Annotated in this window: 19 protein-coding genes; 3 read left to right on the plus strand and 16 right to left on the minus strand. The window is 35.7% G+C overall.

Annotated elements, in window-relative coordinates; translation table 11 throughout:
- Positions 1-110 precede the first annotated feature (110 nt).
- Positions 111-998 carry a LysR family transcriptional regulator gene (locus AB4J89_RS06175; protein WP_088493204.1) on the minus strand — a complete coding sequence of 296 codons (888 nt, stop codon included), beginning with the start codon at positions 996-998 and terminating at the stop codon, positions 111-113.
- A 148-nt stretch (positions 999-1,146) separates the two neighbouring features.
- On the opposite strand from AB4J89_RS06175, the gene AB4J89_RS06180 reads away from it, so the two are divergent.
- Positions 1,147-2,796, plus strand: a complete 1,650-nt coding sequence (locus AB4J89_RS06180; protein WP_368468559.1) for an alpha-keto acid decarboxylase family protein — start codon at positions 1,147-1,149, stop codon at positions 2,794-2,796.
- 72 nt (positions 2,797-2,868) lie between these two features.
- On the opposite strand, the gene AB4J89_RS06185 is transcribed toward AB4J89_RS06180, so the two are convergent.
- From AB4J89_RS06185 to yieE, 14 genes are all read right to left on the minus strand, one after another.
- Entirely contained in the window at positions 2,869-4,035 is a 1,167-nt protein-coding gene (locus AB4J89_RS06185) for a hypothetical protein (RefSeq protein ID WP_102949379.1), read from the minus strand.
- 35 nt (positions 4,036-4,070) lie between these two features.
- Positions 4,071-6,656 (minus strand): fimbria/pilus outer membrane usher protein, encoded by a 2,586-nt coding sequence (locus AB4J89_RS06190; RefSeq protein WP_368468561.1) that lies wholly within the window; start codon positions 6,654-6,656, stop codon positions 4,071-4,073.
- Positions 6,657-6,708: 52 nt separating this feature from the next.
- Positions 6,709-7,455 carry a molecular chaperone gene (locus AB4J89_RS06195; RefSeq protein ID WP_368468563.1) on the minus strand — a complete coding sequence of 249 codons (747 nt, stop codon included), beginning with the start codon at positions 7,453-7,455 and terminating at the stop codon, positions 6,709-6,711.
- A gap of 4 nt (positions 7,456-7,459) precedes the next feature.
- A complete protein-coding gene (locus tag AB4J89_RS06200; RefSeq protein ID WP_099660738.1) occupies positions 7,460-8,152 on the minus strand; it encodes a molecular chaperone in 693 nt (230 codons plus the stop codon).
- Between the two features lie 8 nt (positions 8,153-8,160).
- Positions 8,161-8,703, minus strand: a complete 543-nt coding sequence (locus tag AB4J89_RS06205; RefSeq protein ID WP_088493210.1) for a fimbrial protein — start codon at positions 8,701-8,703, stop codon at positions 8,161-8,163.
- Positions 8,704-8,713: 10 nt separating this feature from the next.
- On the minus strand, positions 8,714-9,268 hold the full coding sequence (locus tag AB4J89_RS06210) for a fimbrial protein (protein ID WP_075674304.1): 555 nt from the start codon (positions 9,266-9,268) through the stop codon (positions 8,714-8,716).
- Complete coding sequence (locus AB4J89_RS06215; protein WP_088493211.1) at positions 9,246-9,944, minus strand: molecular chaperone; 699 nt, start codon at positions 9,942-9,944, stop codon at positions 9,246-9,248. Before AB4J89_RS06215 ends, AB4J89_RS06210 begins: the two co-directional genes overlap by 23 nt.
- 58 nt (positions 9,945-10,002) lie before the next feature.
- Positions 10,003-10,554, minus strand: coding sequence for a fimbrial protein (locus tag AB4J89_RS06220; protein WP_075674306.1), 552 nt, complete (start codon positions 10,552-10,554; stop codon positions 10,003-10,005).
- A gap of 576 nt (positions 10,555-11,130) precedes the next feature.
- Complete coding sequence (locus tag AB4J89_RS06225) at positions 11,131-12,510, minus strand: APC family permease (protein WP_088493212.1); 1,380 nt, start codon at positions 12,508-12,510, stop codon at positions 11,131-11,133.
- Positions 12,511-13,637: 1,127 nt separating this feature from the next.
- Complete coding sequence (locus tag AB4J89_RS06230) at positions 13,638-15,617, minus strand: ligand-gated channel protein (RefSeq protein WP_311755202.1); 1,980 nt, start codon at positions 15,615-15,617, stop codon at positions 13,638-13,640.
- Between the two features lie 177 nt (positions 15,618-15,794).
- Positions 15,795-16,577 carry an ABC transporter ATP-binding protein gene (locus AB4J89_RS06235; protein WP_088493215.1) on the minus strand — a complete coding sequence of 261 codons (783 nt, stop codon included), beginning with the start codon at positions 16,575-16,577 and terminating at the stop codon, positions 15,795-15,797.
- Entirely contained in the window at positions 16,577-17,665 is a 1,089-nt protein-coding gene (locus AB4J89_RS06240) for an iron ABC transporter permease (protein WP_311755200.1), read from the minus strand. The genes AB4J89_RS06235 and AB4J89_RS06240 overlap by 1 nt, the downstream gene beginning before the upstream one ends.
- A 487-nt stretch (positions 17,666-18,152) precedes the next feature.
- Entirely contained in the window at positions 18,153-19,640 is a 1,488-nt protein-coding gene (locus tag AB4J89_RS06245) for an amino acid permease (protein WP_102949381.1), read from the minus strand.
- Positions 19,641-19,758: 118 nt separating this feature from the next.
- Positions 19,759-20,652 carry a DNA-binding transcriptional regulator YeiE gene (yieE, locus tag AB4J89_RS06250; RefSeq protein WP_088493217.1) on the minus strand — a complete coding sequence of 298 codons (894 nt, stop codon included), beginning with the start codon at positions 20,650-20,652 and terminating at the stop codon, positions 19,759-19,761.
- 184 nt (positions 20,653-20,836) lie between these two features.
- On the opposite strand from yieE, the gene AB4J89_RS06255 reads away from it, so the two are divergent.
- Together AB4J89_RS06255 and nfo are read left to right on the plus strand one after the other, a co-directional pair.
- A complete protein-coding gene (locus AB4J89_RS06255; protein WP_311755199.1) occupies positions 20,837-21,931 on the plus strand; it encodes a YeiH family protein in 1,095 nt (364 codons plus the stop codon).
- A gap of 168 nt (positions 21,932-22,099) precedes the next feature.
- Positions 22,100-22,942 carry a deoxyribonuclease IV gene (gene nfo, locus AB4J89_RS06260; RefSeq protein WP_194952218.1) on the plus strand — a complete coding sequence of 281 codons (843 nt, stop codon included), beginning with the start codon at positions 22,100-22,102 and terminating at the stop codon, positions 22,940-22,942.
- A gap of 45 nt (positions 22,943-22,987) precedes the next feature.
- On the opposite strand, the gene fruK is transcribed toward nfo, so the two are convergent.
- Positions 22,988-23,926 (minus strand): 1-phosphofructokinase, encoded by a 939-nt coding sequence (gene fruK, locus AB4J89_RS06265; RefSeq protein ID WP_088493220.1) that lies wholly within the window; start codon positions 23,924-23,926, stop codon positions 22,988-22,990.
- Positions 23,927-23,974 lie beyond the last annotated feature (48 nt).

A 23,974-nucleotide genomic window follows, 5' to 3' on the forward strand; every position in this document is an offset into this window, starting at 1 on the left:
CCGCATTTCTTAAAAAATAACATTTATTTATTTTTAATCATTTTATTATTTAAAGATAATTTCGATATTTATTTCTTAAATAGAATATAAATAAGCCTCATTTTAATATTTTATTCTATTATTAGCTTTTCTCTTGCTAGTTGTTCCCACGCTTGGCAACTGCGACTTTTATAGCTATTTTTATTATTTGCTAGTGCTATTTGATATGACAACGTAGGCTCTACCACAGGAACAACAACTAAATCATCAATGGGATTTTTATTGCACATGCTATTAGGTAGAAGCGTTACTCCTACACCTGCTTTTACCATTGCAATAATTAAATCTAAATGGTTACTACGCCCCGCAATAATAGGTGTTGTATTGTAAATACCACAAGCACTATAAATTAAATCATTGATACGAAAATCTTCAGAAAAGAAAATAAAAGGCTCATTAATCAACTCGTTAAAATGAACTTCTTTTTTTATAGCCAAAGGATGGGATGGCGACATTAATAGCATTAAACTTTCTTCTGAAAAAGGTGTTAATTCAAAAGTATCTTCATTAAAAGGCAATACGACCGCGGCCGTTTCAACTCTTCCTTCTCTCATGGCATCAGCCATTTGCTTAGTGCCTAGTTCAAATATTTTTAGTTCAACCTGAGGATGAAGAGAGCTGAATGCCATAATAATATCAGCAAAATAAGTCGAGGCTATAACTGGAGGTAATCCAACATTTAATACCCCTGTTAATGGTCCAGACTTATCTTGTAATGCTTTATTCATATTATTAAATTGTGCAAGTATCTGTTTTGCATGCTCAAACAGTATTGCACCATCATCCGTTAGCCTGACACCATCAACTTCTCTCACTAATAAATGAACACCTAACTCATCTTCTAATTTTTTAATACTACGACTAATTGCAGGTTGAGTGATAAATAGCGCATCAGCAGCTCGGCTAAAACCATTTAATTGAACAACCTCAACAAAATAGCGCAATGTGCGAATATCCATTAGTAACACTTACCTTATTACATTTAGTTATACCCTCAATGATAATAAACCATTTTATATTAAATAACATTCGCGATAAAACATTAAGCATAATGTAAAAGCATTCCTCTACTTTTACAGACTATTATTCGGATTTTCTGGAGATAATATGAGTAAGACTGTCGTTGAATATATGTTAAACCGCTTATATGACTTAGGAATAAGTGATATTTTTGGTGTTGCGGGTGATTATGCTTTCCCCATAGAAGATACTATTTGTAATAGCAACCATATGCGTTGGATTGGTAACTGCAACGAATTAAATGCAGCTTACGCTGCTGATGGTTATGCCAGAATTAAAGGTATGGCTGCGTTATCGACAACATTTGGTGTTGGTGAATTAAGTGCGATTAATGCTATTGCCGGCTCTTATGCAGAAAACCTCCCTATATTCCATTTAGTTGGTATGCCAGCTAGCGGTGTACAAGAAAGTAAGCGTCTGGTTCATCACACATTAGGTAATGGTGATTTTGATGTTTTTTATCAATTAGGCCAACGTCTCGCTTGTGCTCACACAATATTAACACCTGAAAATTGTATTCCAGAAATGGAACGCTTAATTGCGACTGCATTAAAAGAGCGTCGTCCTGTTTATATTGGCTTACCTTCTGATTATGCCACTATGCAAGTGATAGAACATTCACCTGTTGCCGCACCCCAAAAAACAATAAGCGATCAAGAAATACTAGAGAAAGTGGTGTCACTCATTATTGAGAAGCTTACGCGCAGCAATAATATCTGCGTATTACCCGGTATTTTGTCCTCACGTTTAGGGTTATCAGATAATGTCCAATCTTTTATTAATAAGACCGGCTTACCTTATGCCACTATGTTTATGGATAAAAGTATTTTAAGTGAGTCTCACCCGCAATATGTTGGTATGTATGATGGCAAATTAATGACACCTGAAGTCAGAGAATTTGTAGAGAATAGTGAGTACGTATTGGGAATTGGTGCAATGATGACTGACTTCAATACCGGAAGTTTCACTGCCAATATTAAACCAAAACAATTTATCAACATCATGCCTGAATATGTTGAGATTAATTCTGTTATCTATACATCCATTTATATGGAAGACGTGCTCTCAGCACTAACCCAAAGATTACCGAATAGAACTTATCATCAGATAAAAGCCAAAGGATTAGGCGAAGCTGTGTTATCTGATAACGGTAAAATTACTGCTCAGTATCTCTATCCTCATTTAGAAAAGTTCTTTAAACCTAACGATATTATTATTGCTGAAACAGGTACATCTTCAATGGGATTAGGTTTTGCCCTATTACCAGATGGCGCACAATTCCATAATCAAACATTATGGGGCTCTATTGGTTGGGCAACACCTGCATCATTTGGTGCTGCACTTGCAGCCCCTAACAAACGAGTTATTTTAATTACAGGTGAAGGCTCACATCAATTAACCGTACAAGAGATCAGCCAATTTGTTCGTTTTGGATTAAAACCAATCATCCTTGTTTTAAATAACGATGGTTACTTAATTGAACGATTATTGTGTGATTACCCCGAAGCTTATTATAACGATCTGGCTCAATGGAATTATCATCAATTACCTAAAGCTTTTGGTGCAAGAGATTGGCATTGTGAGAAAGTCACAACGATAGATGAATTAAATAATGCGCTTGAAGTGGCTGGTTCGACAGAAAATGCCTCTTATATCGAAATAGTAACCGAACGATATGAATCCTCTGAATTAGCACAAAAATTAAAAGAGTCTAAAGATTCACTTTATTCATTCTAAGATGATTAAATGTTTAAACAAAAAGTGGACCTTAAGATCCACTTTTATTTTTCTTTTCTAAATTTGTGATTTTTATCCACGGACAAAAATATTCACATCCACTTTTCCGCGATATTCACCCGCTTTTGTTCCATCTGGTTTGCAAAGAGCCCATTTGATACCAAATATATCAGGTTGATTATTCCCCATATTGGTTCCACTTAGCTCAATATCAGTATTATTGAACTTTAATAAGTTGTTATTATTTTCATCAGCACATTTTAAATTTGGTATTGAAGTTTGCTTATAAGGCAACCCTATAACCCAAGGCTTTTTGTTAGATACAGTACCATTAATAGGAGCTAAGACTAATTTATTTACATTACTTGGGTCTAAACTTCCCTCTTTAATCACCGCTGACATATTTACAGGGTTACCTGTCCCCCCACAGGATAATGTAAATACAGAGTCTTTAATGACTTCATTTGTAAATGTCATATTTTCATTAATTTGTTGATTAGATACACCTGTAACAGCACAAGAACGTTTTACTGTTACATCAGCAATTACGTTAACTTGTGAAAAAAAGTCACCACTAGCACTCCGACCAAAACTACCTACATAAAAAGGAGTGCCTTTATACGTTAACTTACCTGGCGTTAAATTAGCATCAATATAAACAGGAAATGAACTTGGTGTTGTGACACTAACAATTTTTGAGCCACCACCAGGAACTGTTGTCGTTGCATAATTATGTGGCACAAAACATACATTAATGCTAGATGATTCTTTATCAACGAGACTACTATTCACCTGAAAAAATTGCCCCGAATAAGCACTTTGATAATTAGAACTAAAATTAGATAAACTGACATTGAAGTTAAATTGTGGTGTTACATAAACTGCCGTACTTGTATTATTGGAATGCGTTAATTTTAGACCGTATTTATTAGTTTGCCCTGGAATTTTAGAAACAAATGTAGAATCACATCTCGTTTTTGACTGACTTAAAGAAATAATCGCATACTTAGTATCCCAAGAAGAGTTACTGCTATTATCATAAACAGGACTCCCAGGAAAACTACTATCCCCAGTCAATGTACCATTTATATATTGAACTTGTGTAGGGCTAATATTCATATCAATCACCCCAGTTAAGCTTAATGTCATAGCCCCCCTATCTGTTCCAGCTAAAACATTAAATGACGAGGTCATTAATACTGAAGTTAGTGATGCCATCATTAAATTACGCATTTTCATTGTTATGCATCCACCTATAAAATAAGGATTATTTTTTATTGGCAAGAAAGAGATAAAATTCTTATTGGTTGCTTGCTATTGACTTCAATATTACTTAAGCCACTATATGAAACGTTGCAACTTTGCTGATTTTTATTACCCCATTTCACTAACAACTTGCCATTATCAGGAAGCCCACTCATATAAAGCTGGCCATTTTCACCAACAATACCTGTATTCAAATCATTAGGATTATCAGCATCAATTAACGTAGCAATAGCGCCAAATGGGATAACACTTTTATTCTGAGAAAGATTTAAAATAGCCTGGAAACCAATCTTTGTTTTAAAGGTAACCTTAACAATAGCGCCTTTTGTCGGAACTACATTTTGAGATGTGGATTGTAGAGTCATATTATCAGGCAATGTATTTACATTTAATGCAATTGTGTTTTGGCGATATTCTGTAAGATACGGTGATAACGCATATCCCTGTCCATTAATCGCACCATTTCCTGAACTTAATTCAGTACCTTTTGCTCCAGGCGCTTCAACAATGGCCATACTATTGCCCATACTTCTACCTAGCAATAAACCACCTGAATGTAAAAGCAAACCACCATTCATGCTACCATTAACATTATAGTAGTCACTTGAATAATTATAATTTAGAGAGGATGTACCGTAGTTACCTGAATAATTAGCATATACTGAGCCATTATTAGATTGGCCTTGGTTAGCCCAAGATTGAGAAATACCATAAGATAAGGAGTTATCAAATGCACTACCAGATAATCCGACTTGCTGGTTAGTTCTTCCATTATTATCATGGTTTATCATGTAAGTACTATTAAAATTGCTGAGCGCAGGCGAATTACTAAACACACTAAATGGAACGCTCACATTAAAACTAATTTGCCTATTTTCAGGCCAGCTATCATCTGATTTTATTCTATCAATACTGTAATTAACGCCAAAGTTAATACCACGAATATTGCCATTATATCCTGTCGTAAGTTGAGTAACATTCTTATCTTGTTCCCAATAATTATAACGGCTACCAGATAAATAAATACTACCGTACTGACCTAATGATTGTGATAATGACGTTGTAAAACGACTTTTTTCTCGTTCACCTAACCACGGTGAAGTACCATCTTTTAACCGATAATCTTCAGTATTAAATTGATTAAAATCGTAATAATCTTTAGTTGAAAAACGTAATGCAGTTAAGTCAACAGAGGTTCCTGTCGTGGTCATATTCTTAGAATAGCGGAATCGATAAGATTGCCCATTTTGGGAGCCTATTGTATTAAAGTCAGCATGAGCATGTGTGATATCTGTAGACAGAGCCCCCCAATTACCTAATGAAATTCCTATCCCAGAAGAAATAGCATAATAATCTTTCGCACCTAATAACCCACCATAAAGAGTGACATCATAAGGTAAACCATAAATACCACTAGCAAGCAGAAAATCTGCTTTTTTAGAACCAACCGTTGTGCCACCATCAAATCGCCCAGTACTAATTTCATATTTCCAACCACCCGGTCTTAACATTACGGGTAATGATGAAAAAGCAACTGTAAATGTCCTTTCTGAACCATCTTCTTCTTTCACTGTGACATCCAAGTTCCCGCCTGAACCACTCGCGTAAAGATCGGTTATTTTAAATGCGCCGGGTGCAACATAAGTTTGATAAATGACATTCCCATTTTGTCGGATAGTAATTTGCGCATTAGATTGAGCAATCCCACTCACATCTGGAGCAAAACCTTGTTGACTCGCTGGCAACATCTGTTCGTTAGAAACTAAACGCATACCTTTCATTGGTATACTATCAAAGACATCATTTCCGGTTGTAGTTTCACCAATAATAAATTCCGATCGTAAAGAATAAAGATTACGAGAAAGATATGTATTAGAAAATTTATTACTATTATTACTTTGAGTCTCTACATTATTTGAATTTCGGGTATACGTCTGTGTCATTGTCGAACGTAAACGCCAATCATAAAGATTAAAACCAACTCTTAGTTGAGCAAAGAAATTATCATTTTTTTGTTTCCCATTATTATTAACTTTATCAAAATGGCTATCGTTAGAAGAATGCCCTCCACTAAACATATAATTGATAAACATGGCAGAAACACCACTATCAAAAGAGGCGGGATCAATATAGCCAACAGCATCATTGGACATAACAATTTGAGGAAAACTAGTGATTAGTTTTAATTCTGCTAAATTTACTTTTATTAATGCATCAGGAATATATTCATTAATATCATAAATAACCTGATCACTCTTTAACATATTTAACTTAGGTATCACTTTAGTATTAACACCTAATTCATCTAATAACTCTCGGGTTATTTCAGGCACCACTTTATTATTAGGCCCTTTTACCAAATTAATAATGAACTCACCATTATTATTACTATTGACATAAACTAATAAAGATATTTTACCTTCAGGTAACGCATCTTTTTGTGAAAATTGGCTTAAATCAATTTCATTTGCAGATGCACCTAATTGCCCATCAAGTAATGCGGGATCAAAATAATCCTCTGCAAAAGAATTAAATGAGAACAAAATAAGTGATGTAAAAAAACTGTATCTAAACATTGCCATTGATTTATTCATTTTTACACTCTTAACCTTTAGCTTTATAAAAACATATATTTTTATAAATTTATTAATTTACTGTTTTCATTTTTTCATCTAATGGGAACATAAACTCATCTAATACTTGCCAATGAATAGATGTAACATTTTTTTTATTAAAAAATAAGTATTCTTGTGTACCAAATGGAGGTACATTTTTCGATAACTCTTGCAGATCTATCTCTTTTCCATTTATTTTTATTGTGTTAAAAGCCAAATAAATAGGTGAATCATTTCTGGCAATTATCTTATTATCATCAATTGATAATGATAATTTTTTTTCTGCATCTTTTATTTTTATACCTTCAAGAGATTTTGGCCGGTAATATACTTTAAAGTTTAATGCTCTAATAAAATTCATCTGCACATTTGGAGTTTCTTCAGATGTAGATGGTATTAATCGAAATTGAGAAATATAAACACTCTCTCTATCTGTTGGTAATGCACTTTCTGAGCCAGTAAACTTAATTACCCACTCATAGTATTCTTCAGGCTCTATTTTTTGTAATAATGGAGTTAAAATAAAAGGAGGGTTCTCTTTTTTATCAATTAATTGTAACCCCCTAGATTCATCTAACCATCTCATACTCGCTTGAACGAGATACGCTTTTTTTTCATTATTTCTTAAACCGATAGAAATGCTTTTACTACCTTCATTATATGTCATTCTTTGTAATGAAAATTCAAATGCATTATTAGCAGACCATGCTAATTGGCAATAAAAAAAAACTAATATCAAAGCAGCAATAGAAAAAATACGACTATTTAAAACGTTCATTTCATTAGTCCTTATATTTTAATTCTTTTGATAATTCACCATAGTCGTTAATTACATGCCAACTAGCTTCTTTTATTGATACTTCTACCAACTCAGCTTTGCTATAAGGTGCTAACAAGAGAGTTTTATTATATTTTTCATTATTAACTTTAATTGATGTTAATGTCATATAATACGGTGTTGGGTTATCTAAAAACCACTTTCCTTCGTTTTTTTTAATAAAGATTTTTTTGTAATCTTGTTCTGAAGGTCTTGCTATATTTTCAGGTCGATAAATTACTTTAATCACAAAATTAGTTATTAATACTAGTTTTGATTCCTGTGATTCACTTTCATCAGGTCGTTTAGTAGAGGGGATAATTTTTGTATTCAAATAAAAGAGTGACTCTTTGTCATTGGGTAAATCTTGAGTATCTTTTAATAAAATACGTAAAGATGATACGCTCCTATTCTCTAAACGAAACACAGGAGGAGTAACAATAAAATTAGATGACAAATTTCCATCAATTTTTTCAGTAACGCCAGCTTGTATTAAATAAGGTTGATTATCATCATTAGAAATATATACACTTTCACTTGAACTACCTTCAGAAAAAATAACACGTGTTTTTCCTAAACTAACCCCTTGAGCGTTAGCATTAAAATAACTAAAAGCTAATATTAAAACCATGGAAATTTTTATAATAAAATTATTCATATAATATCTTAATCAACGATATACGAAAAAGTTAACGTTGCCGAAAACTCTCCAGTTTCAGGATCACAAACTGTAGGGTCTTTGCATTTGACATAGGTATAAAGTGTTTTTTCTAATTTATCTATACTTATGTTATTCCAAACCGTATCTTCAGATTTAAAAAAATCCGTATTAGTATTAGATTGAGCAACATTATTTTTGCTTGATACTCTGATACCAAAACTTTTATTGAGATCATCATTAAAAGTAATCGTATTTAAAGTGCTTTTTGCCTTCATCGTCACATAGGTATCAAAAAAGTCATTCGTTTTACAGTCACTCAGTAATACCTTTATCGGGATAGGTTCTATAAGATTATTTTTAATTTTATTCGATTGAATACTACCAAAATTAACTTCATTGTTACTTGTTCCTGAAACTGAGAGCTTGCAGGTCTGTTTATCAATGGTCACTTTAAAGTCAAATTCAATACTTTGAGCACTAAAACTAATAAAGAGTGCTGGTGTAATAAATAAACTTAACAAACTCCTTTTCAATAGAAATATGTTCATATTTACTTTCTCAAGGTTGTATAAGTGTTAATGCTAATATTGCTTTTAGCGTACCAGGATTAACCGCTGAACTATCTTTCTTAACGAGCTCCACTTCAAAATCTTTATTTTTATTACCATTTCCCGTTGTAATATAAACAGAACTTGTTCCAGAGTTAAAATTAACTAAAGAACAATGATCACCTTGACAGTCATATAGAGCAAAACTCGCATTAGTTGGATTATTCACCGGTGATATTTTGTTATTTGCAATTTGTGTTCCTGAACCCGCTTTTATAACAACTTCCATATCAGGTGTTTCATCAACATAATCTTGACAAAGATAGTTAACAGAAAAAGGTATTTTGTTTTCTTCTTTTACACCTATTTCATCAACATTTTGCATTAATGTTGATTGAGAAAATTTCACCGTTTGGTCTGATAAAGTAAAAGCACATGTACCTTTTGTTACTGAACCTTTTACGATGACAACCGCAGAGTCATCAACAGCGCTATACCCATAAAATGAGATACAACTTAATAATGCTCCCAATACAATTAGTTTAAAATGTGGCTTTATGTTCATTAAATCCACCTAAATCATCTATTGTACGCCATTGAACACTTCCTTTATTTACACCTGTAGGTAAGGCATATTTTATCGAACTATAAGGTGCGATCATGGCATTGTTATTAGCCAAACTAACATCTAGCTTTATATTATTGACAGAGAACCCAGCAAAATTGATGTAATAAGGGGAATTATTGACTACCTTTAATTGTTTCCCTTCCACACTGAATTTTAATTTCTTTTGCGCATCCTCTGATGTCATCGGTAAGTTTTTAGGTCGGTAGAAAAGCTTTATGACATTATCAAATCCTACACTTAGGCCCGCTGTGTCAGAATTATTGTTTTGTCCAGGGATCATCTTTGCATGAAAGTAAAAAATACTTTCTCTATCTTTCGGTAAAGAATTGCTCATGGCATAAATTTTTACTTCATGCCTTGATAAACTATTAATTCTGAAAAGAGGTGGAGTGACTTGAAATACAACTGGATTTTCATCAGAGGAAATATAGGCTTGTACCAAATAATTTATTTTTGGTTCTTCATTACGAACGATAACACCTACACTATTCTCACCTTCAGGATAAATAATACGTGTAGCGTTTAAACCCACACCTTTGGAATAAGCGAGTGGAGATATAATCATTAGTAAAATAACAAAAATTTTTCTTATTCTGTTTGTAATTTTAATCATTATATTTCTTCTTTAATGAGAGGCTCTATTTAATAGAGCCTCTAAAAATTAAGTAATATTAGTTATAAGCAACAGTAAAAGTAACTGGTACTTTTAATTCATCACTAGTTACTGCACCATTTGTTAAATACAAACCAGCTGTCATCGGAATACGACCAGTGCCGTCTTTAATGATCTCTTGTCCTAATGTCAGACCTGTTTCAACATTTGGTTTAACTAAAGTATTACTTGCTGTTGCTAGCAATTTTACAGCTAAAGAAGCTGCTGTTGCGTTAGCAAACATTTCAGAATCAAAGTTTGATTTATTACCACGAGCATAAAGATTGATTGTTCCATCAGCTGCTAATGCTGCTGTACAATTAGAAAGCTCTAAATTAAACGTCTTGTTATCTCCTAATTGATCACCGACGTTTTTGCCAGTCACTTCATCACTTGTGAAGGTTCCCCAATCAATTCTAGAACCTTCTGTTGTTGAAGAAACATCACAACTTGCGGCACGAATTAATGCTTCGAATGACACCGTTGTACCCTGTGTCGCAGCAAAAGCATTACCTGCAACCATAAATCCAGACAACACGATAAACGGAGCAACTTTCTTAATTAAAGACATATTGTTACCTTTCGTTTTTAAATAAATCGCCTATTGGAATTAGTATTATTCCCTTAATCATCTTAATTAGATGTGAATTAAGAAAATATATTTTCTAATCCTAATTAAAGAGTAGCACAACAATCAAAATTTACTCATAGAGTAAGTTTAAATTGCATAATGATAATTATTTAAAACACTTTATTTATAAAGTATTTTCTTTATTTTTAGGATATTTGACTAATCTTTAATTGAGCATCAATATAATACTTAAAAAGTAAAAAAATATATTTTGAATATATAAAGTTTGTTTTTCATATATATAGATATATTCAAACTAATATAAAAAATTATTTAATTTAACTTAAACAAGTAAATTAACCTAATTATAAATACTTAAGAAAAACCCCAGACCCCATATAAAATTATTTTTAATTTTTTTATTTGAATGAGTAAATACCCTTAATCTTATTGTATATAAATCAATCAACTGGTTATTTATTATCCTGTTTGATTCTAATACTGTTTATTCAATACAAAAAAAATGGCCTCATTGCTGAGACCATTTTATTTATCATTATGACAATTCTTAGAATATTACTTTTCTGGCATTTGTGGCATAGGGCGACGGAATCGACGAGTGATCCACACCATATAGAGTATACCAATTGCACCCCAGACAAGACCTAACTCCATAGAGCCTGGTTCGAGGTTTATCCACAAGACACCCATTGTCGCAGCACCAATGATAGGTAATATCAGGTAATTAATGTGATCCATTAACCCTTTATTACGGCGCTCGCGAATATAGAACTGTGAAATGACAGATAGATTCACGAAAGTAAACGCAACTAACGCACCAAAGTTAATTAATGCAGTTGCAGTCACTAAGTCAAAGAACACGGCACCTAACGCTAAGAAACCCACCAATAGCACGTTAAATGCAGGTGTACGCCATTTAGGATGTACGTAACCGAATGTCTTCTCTGGGAATACACCATCGCGACCCATAACATAAAGTAAACGCGCAACACCTGCGTGAGCCGCCATACCAGATGCTAATACAGTTACACATGAGAACACTAAAATAATGGACTGGAATAAAGCACCAGCAACATACAGCATTATTTCAGGTTGTGACTCTTCAGGGTTTTTGAATCGTGAAATATCTGGGAAATACAATTGTAAAAAGTAAGAAACGGCAATAAAGATAATCCCACCAATCAGCGCAGTTAAGAAAATCGCTTTAGGGATAACTTTACCTGCATTTGGTGTCTCTTCTGATAATGTACTGATACCGTCAAAACCTAAGAATGAGAAACAGAGTATTGTCGCCCCGGTTATCATAGGTATAACTTCAGCATCAACAGACGCAAACGGTCTAAAGGTCCATAACTCCCCTGCACCTTCTCCGTTATACACACCGTGAATAAGTAATCCAACAAACACAACCATTACTGCAACTTGTACAATAACAATTGCTGTATTTAAGTTAGCAACAACGTTAATACCACGTAGGTTAAAGAACGTCATTAAAGCCACTAAACCAAATACAAAGATCCACGGTTCAACGCCCGGGAATATTGCTTGTAAATAGATTTTCGCCAATAAGATATTGATCATTGGCATAAACAAATAGTCTAGTAAAGATGACCAACCCACCATAAAGCCAACATAAGGGCTCATGGATTTTTGAGCATAGGTATACGCAGAGCCAGCTGATGGAAAACGCTTAACTAATTTTCCATAACTTACGGCGGTAAATAAAATTGCAACTAAAGCAATTGCATACGATGTTGCTACGTGACCATTGGTAATGCCAGAAACGATACCAAATGTATCGAAAATAGTCATAGGCTGTAAAAAAGCAAGCCCCATCATGACTACCTGCATTAGTGTCAAGGTTTTACGTAGTTGAACTCGATTGTTAGCACCAGTTTGGTTAGTGCCGATAGAGGAGATGACGTTATCTGACATTCGCGAACCCTCCCATAACTTCGGTTTGAGTATTCAATAAACTCAACCGACAGTTACTGGGAAGACTTCGCATCTGCCTATAAACAGAATAGAATGAAGTTTTTAAGGATGTGTATGTGTTTAGGAGACGCCGTGCTCCGTAGTCATCATTGCCCGCAGTGCCGTTAGGCCCGACTGCGAAAGAGAATAAATGTACCATATTAGCATTCCTCTATCATGACAACCCTTTCTCTAAGGGGCTGGCTGCTAATCAAATTATGTTATCTATTCAGACTCAAATGAATCTGACCTCTTGGTGTAGTAATAAGTAAAAATGCAAAAAAAAACCGATGCACTTTAAACGCATCAGTCATATTTTTAGTGGGCGCATTTTGCACGTCTCAGACTTAAATAGCAATACATTTTCATCAAAAAGCCCCCTTTTTTTACGATCTTTTCAATTCGCAAACTAAGTCAACATGTAACGCCACATTTTATTAACAATAATTGTGCTTTTATCACAACTCTTATGCTTTGAATATTTCGAAAGTCTTTACAACATCGAAAGGGATAAAATCATAATACATTGATAAATAAACATTAAATGCCAGATTAAAATTAATATTATCAACAAACCATCAATATAAAGCATTTAAAATACATTAATAAGATTAATGCTAAGGAATTGTTAACTTACACTTCTTTTTACTCCAAAAAATAGACTTTTAATAAAAAATGTCTATTTTTTAACAGCCTGTTTTATATAAACAAAAAGTAAGAGAATAAATTAAGAAAAAAATGGCAGACAATAAGTAGAAATAACAAGCTAATAGTCAGAATAAAACGATGAATAAGATGAATTATTGAGCTAAATATAGACCTCAATATTTAAATTTTCCAGTACTAATTTTGAGCAAACAAGAAAAAATAAGAGATAAAAAAAGACTCCACAAGTGGAGTCTCAGACCGTTGACAAACCTATTGGGTTTGGAAATGGTTCTTTTAGGTTGTAAAAATAAACAAGGAAAATCAATTTATTGATTTTCAACTGATAACACAAAGAGGGAAAAACCACGTTTTATCCCTCTTTGTCAGCAAGCTAAGACTCCACAAGTGGAGTCTTAATGACACAAACTGAGGGTGAAAAATTAGAAGTTATAGTTCAAACCAATGTTGTAACGACGACCTTCTAATGTGGTATTAAAGTTTTCATAGTTGATGCGACGATCAAGTACGTTATAAACACCACCAATCACATTAAGTTGTTTGGTTAAGCTGTAGCTGGTACCAATATCAACAAACGCATAAGAAGGTGTACCTGTTGCCATGCTAGTACGCGATAAATAATCCGATGTTTTACCACGGAAGTTAATGCGTGCCCATGTTTCCATTTCTGGCGTTGTTTCCCAGTTTAAGGTCGCATTAGCCATATGGCGAGGCTGTTTATTCAGTGGTTTACCACTAAATGCACCACTCTTCTGTTCAGAATCTGTAAATGTATAGTTAGCGGCTAAATTCCATTCTGGTGAAATTGTCCAGTTACCTGTAACCTCGATACCGCGCATATTGGCTTTATCAACATTTTCGCGCGTACTGATAAAGTCATATTGGTGACCATATCCTTGCTCTTTGGTACATGTTGGTAACACGCCTTTATCATCACAAATGCGACGTTCAGTAATTTTATCTTTAAAGTCAGTATTATAAATAGTAACACTTGCCGTTAAGTTGTCACGGTTGTCCCAAATAATACCAATTTCTTCTGTTACTGATTTTTCAGGTTTCAGATCTGGATTACCGTAAATCACAGCATTACCACCTGAGCCACCCGTTGCTTGTCCCCAAGTCTTGGTTGCTTGGCGTAGATCTGGTGAACGATAGCCGGTAGACACACCACCTTTTAACGTCCATTCATCAGCCATATGCCAAACACCGTAAACACGAGGTGTCCAATGCGTACCGTAGTTTTCGTCTTTATCCATACGTAAACCGCCGGTTAAAGAGAAATCATTTGTAAGCGCCCATTCGTCTTCAGCAAATAACGCCCAACTATAACGATCTAGCTTATTACCACCTTTAATTTTATTACCTTCGTCTTTTAACTCTTCATAACGATATTGTGCTCCCACACTTAATGTATGCGCATCTAACATAAATACCGTTTGATTACGTATAGTCGTATCATTGTATTCCATTTTACGACTTGGGTTATTATTCTCGTCACGTTGAATATATGTATTCATCGTACCAAAATCATAAACACCGTCATGAGTCAGTGCATATTGCGTTAACTCATATTTACTGAAGTCACTACTTTTAGATTTACGAGAACGCTCAGATGCTGAATATTCCCAACGTGCATCTCGATGTTGGCTGTCTTTTTTAAATTCAAATTCAACCGTGTTCTTATCATCTGGTGTCCAGCTTAATGTCCCACCACCGCTTGCGGTAATTTGACGATTATAGCCATTCATAAATTTATCTTCACTACGATGTGAATATTGACCTTGGACTTTTAATCCTAGAAGGTTATCAATTAATGGACCTGCTGCATAAAAACTACCTTGTTCAGTATTTCCTGAGTTTTGACGTTCTGTCAGCGTGCTATCAGCACGCAAACTTACATTCCACTCTTTTTGCGCTTTACGAGTAATAATATTGATAACCCCACCCATTGCATCTGAACCATATAAAGAAGACATTGGGCCACGTACAACTTCAATACGTTCAATAGCAGGTAAAGGCGGTAACCAACCCTGTTCGATACCAGAGTTATCACTATTAGGGCGCGTTTCACGCGATGCAACACGCTTACCATCAACTAAAATCATGGTATATTTTGCATCCATACCACGAATACTAATATCAGAACTACTTCCACCGCCTGTCACTAATACGCCGGGTACATCTTTTAATGCATCAGTCACATCACGGTAAGATTTGGTTTCTAATTGTTCACGAGTGACAACAGAAACCGATGCAGGTGCATCTTCAACGGTTTGTTTAAACCCTGAAGCGGTTGTTACAAGCAGTTTTTCTACATTTTCTGCTGATGCAGTCATAACAAAACTTGATGCAATAGCAGCAACAACGCCAAGTGCGATTTTATTTTTATTTAACACTACCATTCCCGATTCTCCAAGAATATATATTCTTTAAGTTTTATATAGATGGACAGATCGACAGTTGCTCAGAAATTAGGGTAATAGATAAACTCAATTACCCTTAGTTATTTTAATATTATTTTTATATCCCTATTTACTGCATCCCTATATTTACTTCTTTTCTCTTTCTCTTTTACTTCTCTATATTTTATCCACTAAGCCATCAATAATAATTTGAGGTATTCCTTGTGAACAATATTCCAATCTACCTTGAACACCATAAACATCCGCAAGGCTTTGTGCCGTGATAACTTTATCTGGCGCGCCCTGTGCAATTAATTGCCCTTGTTTCAACATTAATACATGTTCGCCATGTCGTAAGGCGATATTAATATCGTGAACAACGACAACAGTAATAATATTTCTACGATGTGTTTCTTTAGCGACTAAATCCATTACATGATATTGGTAATTAAGATCCAGCGCACTTAATGGCTCGTCCAATAATAATAAAGAGGGTTGTCTAATTAATGATTGAGCAAGCCCAACTAATTGTTTTTGACCACCCGATAATTCATCTAAATATCGTAATGCTAAATGCTCAATACCTAACTGACGTAATAAGTGCATTACCTGAGCTTCACTATGTTCATTATGTAATCCACCTGAAGCACGCTGTGCCACAATAATGGATTCTAAAACATGTAAATGAACACCCGCTGGCAATGTTTGTGGCAAATAAACTACATTTTGGGCACGCTGTGCAAAATTCATCGACGCAAGATCGTTACCATCTAAACTGACAACACCTGATGATTTATTTAATCCAGCTAGCGCTCTTAGTAATGTTGATTTTCCACTACCATTTGGCCCCAATAATACAGTGACCTTTCCTTTTGGTAATGGCTCTACATCCAGTGCCTTAATAATAAGATGTTTAGCGTATCCAGCATTAAAACCTTGGATCTTTAACCCTTCCATCATTAGATATTCCCCCTATGACGTAAAATCATACTGAGGAAAAATGGCACGCCCACCAGCGATGTCACAATACCCACCGGAATAATGACACCCGGTATTAAATTTTTAGACGCAATTGATGCCAATGATAAAACTAAAGCCCCAATTAGTGCGCTTGCTGGCAGATAGAATCGATGATCTTCACCAAACATCATGCGAGCAATATGAGGTGCAACCAAACCAATAAAGGCAATAGGTCCAACAAAGGCAACTGCAAGCGCTGTTAAAATACTAATACGCAGTAATGAACCTAATCTTAAACGCTTTACATCAATACCAAAGCTAATCGCTCTATCTTCACCTAATCGCAATGCAGTTAATTTCCATGAACTCATCCATGAAATCACCATAATGACTGCAAAAGCACCCGCCATAACACCGAGTTTTACCCATGTTGCACGCGCCAGACTTCCCATAGTCCAGAAAACCAGACCTTGGAGTGTGTCTTCTGTTGCAATAAATTGCATCATTGAGACTAACGCATTAAAGGTAAATACCATGGCTATACCAAACAGCACAACGCCAGATGTTGGAACACGTGTCCAACGAGTTATTCCGTCTAATAATAAGGCTGATAATAAGGCAAAGAGAAACGCATTCGCCGATATAAACCATTGGTCAGGAATACCCGGAATACCAATACCTAAAACAATCGCCAATGCAGCACCAAATGAAGCTGCATTTGATAAACCCAGTGTGAATGGACTTGCTAACGGGTTATTTAGAATAGTTTGCATTTCTGCACCCGCTAACCCTAACGACATCCCTACCACAACTGCCATTAAGGCATAAGGTAAGCGGATATCCCACACAATCACTCGTGAACCTGCATCAACAAGTTCAGGCTGAAAAAGGGTTGTTAATAATTTATCAAGTGATAAACCAGAAGGTCCCATAGTGAAATCTAACACCACTGAACCACAAATAATTAAAACGATAACTCCAAGCCATAACATGCGTTTATTCATCATTTTTCGATAATGGGCTTTCACATTATCTGATGCATTTTTTTCATGCTCTTGTGTGGCGAGTCTCTCTGACATAATGCTCATATCAATTGTTGTACCTAGTTTTTTTTCTACGTTTTTCTGTTCTTACCAACACATTAAGTAAGCAAAAACATACCGTACAACTCATCAACTGTTTTTTATGTACAAAAAGCCAATTATTAATTTGAGACAATTTATTCAACAAAGAAGTGAGTCGCCAAATTATTATACGGTGAATCATATTCGCTGTGTAATTTATTATATGGCGATGAACTATTGGTTGGCTGTATTGAGCACTAGAAGGGCTAATTATTATCAGACTCATTACATTAAGCATATTATTTACAACCACTAGCGCTATCATTTTATTTTTCAGCAAATAAATTGTGCGCTAACAATAAAGCAAATAATAATAATTATCAATGCGATTGCCGATATAATTAGAGTTTTTGTATGTTTTCTATAATTGACGAGGCAATAAATAAAAAAACGCCCGTCTTATAGTGATCGAGATCACAAAAACGGGCGTTTTAATAGTTTGATTTATAGGTTATTTTTTATTCTCAATATGTGTTGGAAATTCCATTTCGTTATAACGAATAAAACGGGTTTTCTTCACAATCTTATAAGTAAACCAAATTAATAAGAATAATGGGATACCAATATAGGTTGCAATTGCACCATACCAATCAATTGTATCTTCTAAAAAGGCTTGGTAATTTTGACCTAATGTAATAATTAAGCACAATATAAAGGCGAAAATAGGACCAATTGGGAAGAAGCCAGAGCGATAAGGTAAGTCATTTAAATCGCGACCTTGTGCAACATAACCTTTACGGAAACGGTAGTGGCTAATCGCAATACCTAACCATGCAATAAAACCCGTCATTCCTGAGGTATTTAATAACCACAAGTAAACAGTTTGGTTTCCGTACATTGAACTTAGGAAGCATAGACCAGCAACAACAGTTGTTGCATAAAGTGCATTGCGTGGCACACCGTTTTTAGACAATTTACCAAAGCATTTTGGCGCTTTGCCTTCTCTTGCTAACGTAAACAGCATACGCGTTGATGCATACATGCCTGAGTTACCAGCAGAAAGTACTGCCGTTAAGATAACAGCATTCATGATAGCTGCCGCAGATAATAATCCCGCATTTTTAAAGACTAGCGTGAATGGACTAACGCTAATATCACCTACATCATTACGCAGTAAGCTAGGATCAGTGTAAGGGATAATTAAGCTAATAATTAAAATTGCAAAGATATAAAACAGTAAGATACGCCAGAAAACTTTACGCACAGCTTTTGGAATATTTTTAGCTGGATCTTTAGATTCACCCGCCGCAATACCAATTAATTCTGTACCTTGGAATGAGAAACCAACAATCATGGCAACACCAATCATGGCAGCAAATCCACCCGCAAAAGGTGCATCACCAATTTCCCAATTATGCCAACCTGCGTTTTCGGCACCTTTCATAATGCCAGTGATCATCGCGATACCCACAATAATAAAGATAATTACTGTAGAAACTTTGATCAGTGAAAACCAGTATTCTGCCTCACCAAACCCTTTTACAGAGATATAGTTGAGCAAGAAAATAACGCCAAGGAATAAGGCACTCCAGATCCAACCATCAACATCAGGGAACCAATAGAGCATCACTAATTGTGCAGCAACAAGGTCAACCGCAATTGTAACTGCCCAGTTGTACCAATAGTTCCAGCCTAATGCGAAACCAAAGCCTTCTTCTACATATTTAGATCCGTATGTTGAGAATGAGCCGGACACAGGCATAAATGCGGCTAATTCCCCAAGGCTTGTCATTAGAAAATAGACCATTAGTCCAATTAATGCATAAGAGAGTAATGCCCCACCCGGCCCTGCTTGAGCAACAGTTGCACCAGATGCGACAAAAAGTCCTGTACCAATTGAACCACCAATAGCGATCATCGCTAAATGTCGCGCTTTTAACTCTCGGCGCAAAGTGCGTACTGCGCCCGAACCAGCAGTACTATTTTGTTGTTCTGACATAACATTCCACTTTTATATTCACTTTTCTAACGAGGATTGTAGCAAATCTGTCGTTCGTGAATAGCAAGGATCTAGGATTATAAGATACCTTCATGATCGGGCGTCAATTATTAGCAATTTATGAAAAATTGCCGATTAAGTGTTCAGCATTACAATATGTCAGGAGTTTTTTCAGTGCATCAGAGACATGTTTTTGGCGATGATAAACCAGATATAGGGTACGTTGTAATGCCAGCCCTTCTACTTTTATCTCTTTTAATGAGCCATTATTAATCTGCTCTTCAATCACTCGGCGAGATAAACAGCTGATCCCCATTTCATACATAACGGCATGTTTTATTGCTTCTGAGTTACCTAATTCCATTTCAATGCGATAACCCGGCAAAGAAGCAAAGAGAAGATGGTTAAGCACATCTCGAGTTCCTGAACCATTTTCTCGTAAAATCCAAGGAGCTGACTGTAAATCAGCTAAAGTCACTTTCGGTGCTTTAGCTAGTGGATGATCCGGCGAGCAAAAAATAACCATTTCATCTAAAAGCCATTTCTGGCTAATCAGTTCAGAACTTTGGCAAGCACCTTCAATTAACCCTAAATCAACACGGAATTCGCTCACTAACTTAACAACTTCTTCGGTATTTCCAATACTCATTTCTAGCGGAATATCAGGATAATTACGATGAAAATTCCCCAGCATTTGAGGAAGAATATAATTGCCTATTGTTGTACTTGCAGCGATACGCAAAGCGCCATTTCCAGCTTGGAATAATTGCTCAACTTCTGTTGCTCGTTCAAGTAAAGATAGCGCTCTAGGATAAAGTAATCGTCCATGTTCATTTGTGACAAGCCGTTTTCCCACTCTATCAAAAAGCTGTACACCTAGTTGGCTTTCGAGATCAGTTAAAGAAGCACTGACAGCAGATTGAGATAAAGCAAGCTGTTGTGATGCTTGCGTTGTAGAACCACTCTTGAGAACTTCAGTAAAGACTTCCAGTTGCCGCAACGTAATTCGCATATCCATTCCACCTTTGAACTGTCATTGTAATAACATACTATCCACAAACCAGTAACATACCAAGTACATTTAAGAAAATACACCTATATTAGTTTTACTGGTTATTATTATAAAAATAATGAGTTTAATAAATAAGATTGCTTGTTATATGCTTATGCAAAATTTATATAAGCAAGGTTTTTCTATGTCAGAGCAAAGTCAACCTATTACATTGGCGAAAAAATGTTTCACTCCAGTCTATCGCTGGCTTCCTGGTTTATTACTAACAGGCGTATTAACTGCGCTTGCTATTTATATTGGTGATATTCCTTGGTTTGCGAGCATGGGTTTAGGTGCATTAACGCTGGCGATCCTATTCGGCATTATTGTGGGTAATACCTTTTATCCTGTTGCAAAACCTTATAGTGATGAAGGTGTCAAATTCGCTAAACACTATTTATTACGTACAGGTATTATTTTGTACGGTTTTAGACTGACTTTTCAGCAAATTGCAGATGTAGGTGCAACAGGTTTAATTATAGATGCCATTATGCTGACATCGACTTTTCTTATCGCTATGTGGATTGGTCGCAAATATTTTGGTTTAGATGAACAAACTGTCATTTTGATTGGTGCCGGTAGTAGTATTTGTGGTGCAGCGGCGGTTATGGCGACAGAGCCTGTTGTTAAAGCACAAGCAAGCCAAGTTGCTGTTGCGGTTTCTACTGTCGTGATCTTCGGGACTATCGGTATTTTCCTTTACCCTTGGTTCTACCATTTAAATGCATTTGCAGGCTGGTTACCCTTTACCGAAGAAACCTTTGGTGTTTTCTCCGGCTCGACTATTCATGAAGTCGCTCAAGTTGTCGCCGTAGGACACTCAATTAGCCCTGATGCTGAAAATGCTGCGGTTATTAGTAAAATGATCCGCGTAATGATGATAGCGCCTTTCTTAATTATTCTTTCAACTTATTTAAGTAAAAAGAAAAGCAAAGCAAACAATGGCGCACAATCGACTGAGAAAAGCCCAATTACTATTCCTTGGTTTGCCGTATTCTTTATTTTAATGGCGGGCTTTAACTCTTTAAATTTAATTCCAGCATCGATTGTTAGCTACATTGTGACTATTGATACCATTCTCTTAGCAATGGCAATGGTGGCATTAGGTTTAACAACACATATTAGCGCTATCCGACAAGCAGGTGTCAAACCATTATTATTAGCCTTATTCTTATTTTTCTGGTTAACCCTTGGTGGTGCGATGATTAATATCTTTATTCAAACTGTGTTGATGTCTTAATAGGAATATCGAGATTAATTAATCCCCCTTAAAATTTCGCCTTGAGAAGCACTTTTCATTATTGCGCAACTGTTTTTAGTTGCGCTTTTTTGCTTTTATCACCTCAATATGATGTTATACGCTGTATGTTTGTTATCATGGTGTGAAATAAATCTAAGGAGAGAAATAATGAAATTTGTTGGCGCACATGTCAGTGCTGCTGGTGGCGTCGATCAGGCGGTATTACGCGCACATGAAATAAAAGCTACTGCGTTTGCCCTTTTTACTAAGAATCAGCGCCAGTGGAAAGCTGCACCATTATCCACAGATGTCATTGATAAATTTAAAAAGAACTGTGAGCTTTATGGTTATAGCCCTTCTCAAATTTTACCCCATGACAGTTATCTCATTAATTTAGGTCACCCTGAAGAAGATGCTCTTGAAAAATCAAGAGACGCATTTCTAGATGAAATGCAGCGTTGTGAACAACTGGGTATTGAGTTACTTAATTTCCATCCTGGAAGCCATTTAAATAAGATTGATGTTGATAAGTGCCTACAAAAAATTGCTCAATCAATTAACATCACTTTAGAAAAAACGAAAAATGTCACTGCTGTGATTGAAAATACCGCAGGGCAAGGTACAAATTTAGGTTATCGTTTTGAACATCTAGCCGCTATTATTGATGGGGTAGAAGATAAATCTCGTGTAGGCGTTTGTATTGATACTTGCCACACTTTCGCTGCCGGTTATGATCTAAGAACAATTGAAGATTGCGAGAAAACATTCGCTGAATTTGAAAAGATTGTCGGCTTTCAATATCTAAAAGCAATGCACCTTAATGATGCGAAAAGCGAATTAGCCAGTCGAGTAGACCGTCACCACAGTTTAGGTGAAGGAAATATTGGTAAAGTCCCTTTTAGCTATATTATGCAAGATAAGCGTTTTGATGGCATTCCGCTGATTTTAGAAACCATCAATCCTGATATTTGGCCTGACGAAATTGCTTGGTTAAAATCACAACAAGCCTAATTTTGATATTCTTTGCGGTTTATCTCAAATAAACCGCAAATTATCTTATTTAATCGGTGTTAGCTCTATCTTAGTCATCATTTCAGCAAGTTGACTTCTGTCTTTTATTCCTACATCAGGCTGACTGACTGATAACGCAGAAATCGCAGTTGCAAGACGCAAAGTATGTTCACTTGTTTGACTCATTAATAAACCATACACTAATCCAGCAACCATCGAATCCCCAGCACCAACGGTACTTATCACATCACAGTGTGGTGGCTTTGCAAGCCATGCACCAGATGCATTTACCCATAAAGCTCCTCTTTCACCCAGTGAAATAACCACATGTGCTATGCCTTTATCGCGTAGTTGATGAGCGGCTTTAATAATGTCTGCCATTTCAGTTAATGAATGCCCTACCCACGCTTCTAATTCACGATGGTTAGGCTTTATCAGCCAAGGTGCTGCTTTTAGCCCTGCGACTAAAGCATCACGACTACTGTCAAAAATAATGCATGGACATAATCTTCTCAGCTTAATCATCCATTGAGTAAAGGCTTCAGGATCAACACCATTTGGTAAACTGCCACTGACAACGACCATATCGAAATGACCAAGCCAATTAAGTGAATCCGTTGCAAAGCGCTGCCAATCTTGCTCTGATACGGTAAATCCTGAAAAATTAAAGTCAGTAACTTGCCCTTTTCCTTCGGTTAACTTCACATTAATGCGTGTTCGACCTGACACAAGATAAAAACGGTTAGCCATCCCATTTTCACTAAAGAAGTGCTGAAATTCTTCTTGATTTTCACGTCCCATAAACCCGCTAACAGTAATATCAATGCCCAAATCACGTAAGACTTTCGCGACATTATTGCCTTTACCCGCAGGATTAAGCCCAGCTGTTCGGACTAAATTAACACCACCTACATCAATAGCAGGACAAGCACCAACAAGATCATAGGCAGGGTTTAAGGTGATCGTAGCGACACGGCGACTCATGCCTTCACTCCCCAATCATTTTTATTATGAATATTTAGGGTGCTATAT

The sequence above is a fragment of the Proteus sp. STS61-E genome (assembly GCF_040932335.1).
Classification (GTDB): domain Bacteria; phylum Pseudomonadota; class Gammaproteobacteria; order Enterobacterales; family Enterobacteriaceae; genus Proteus; species Proteus mirabilis_B.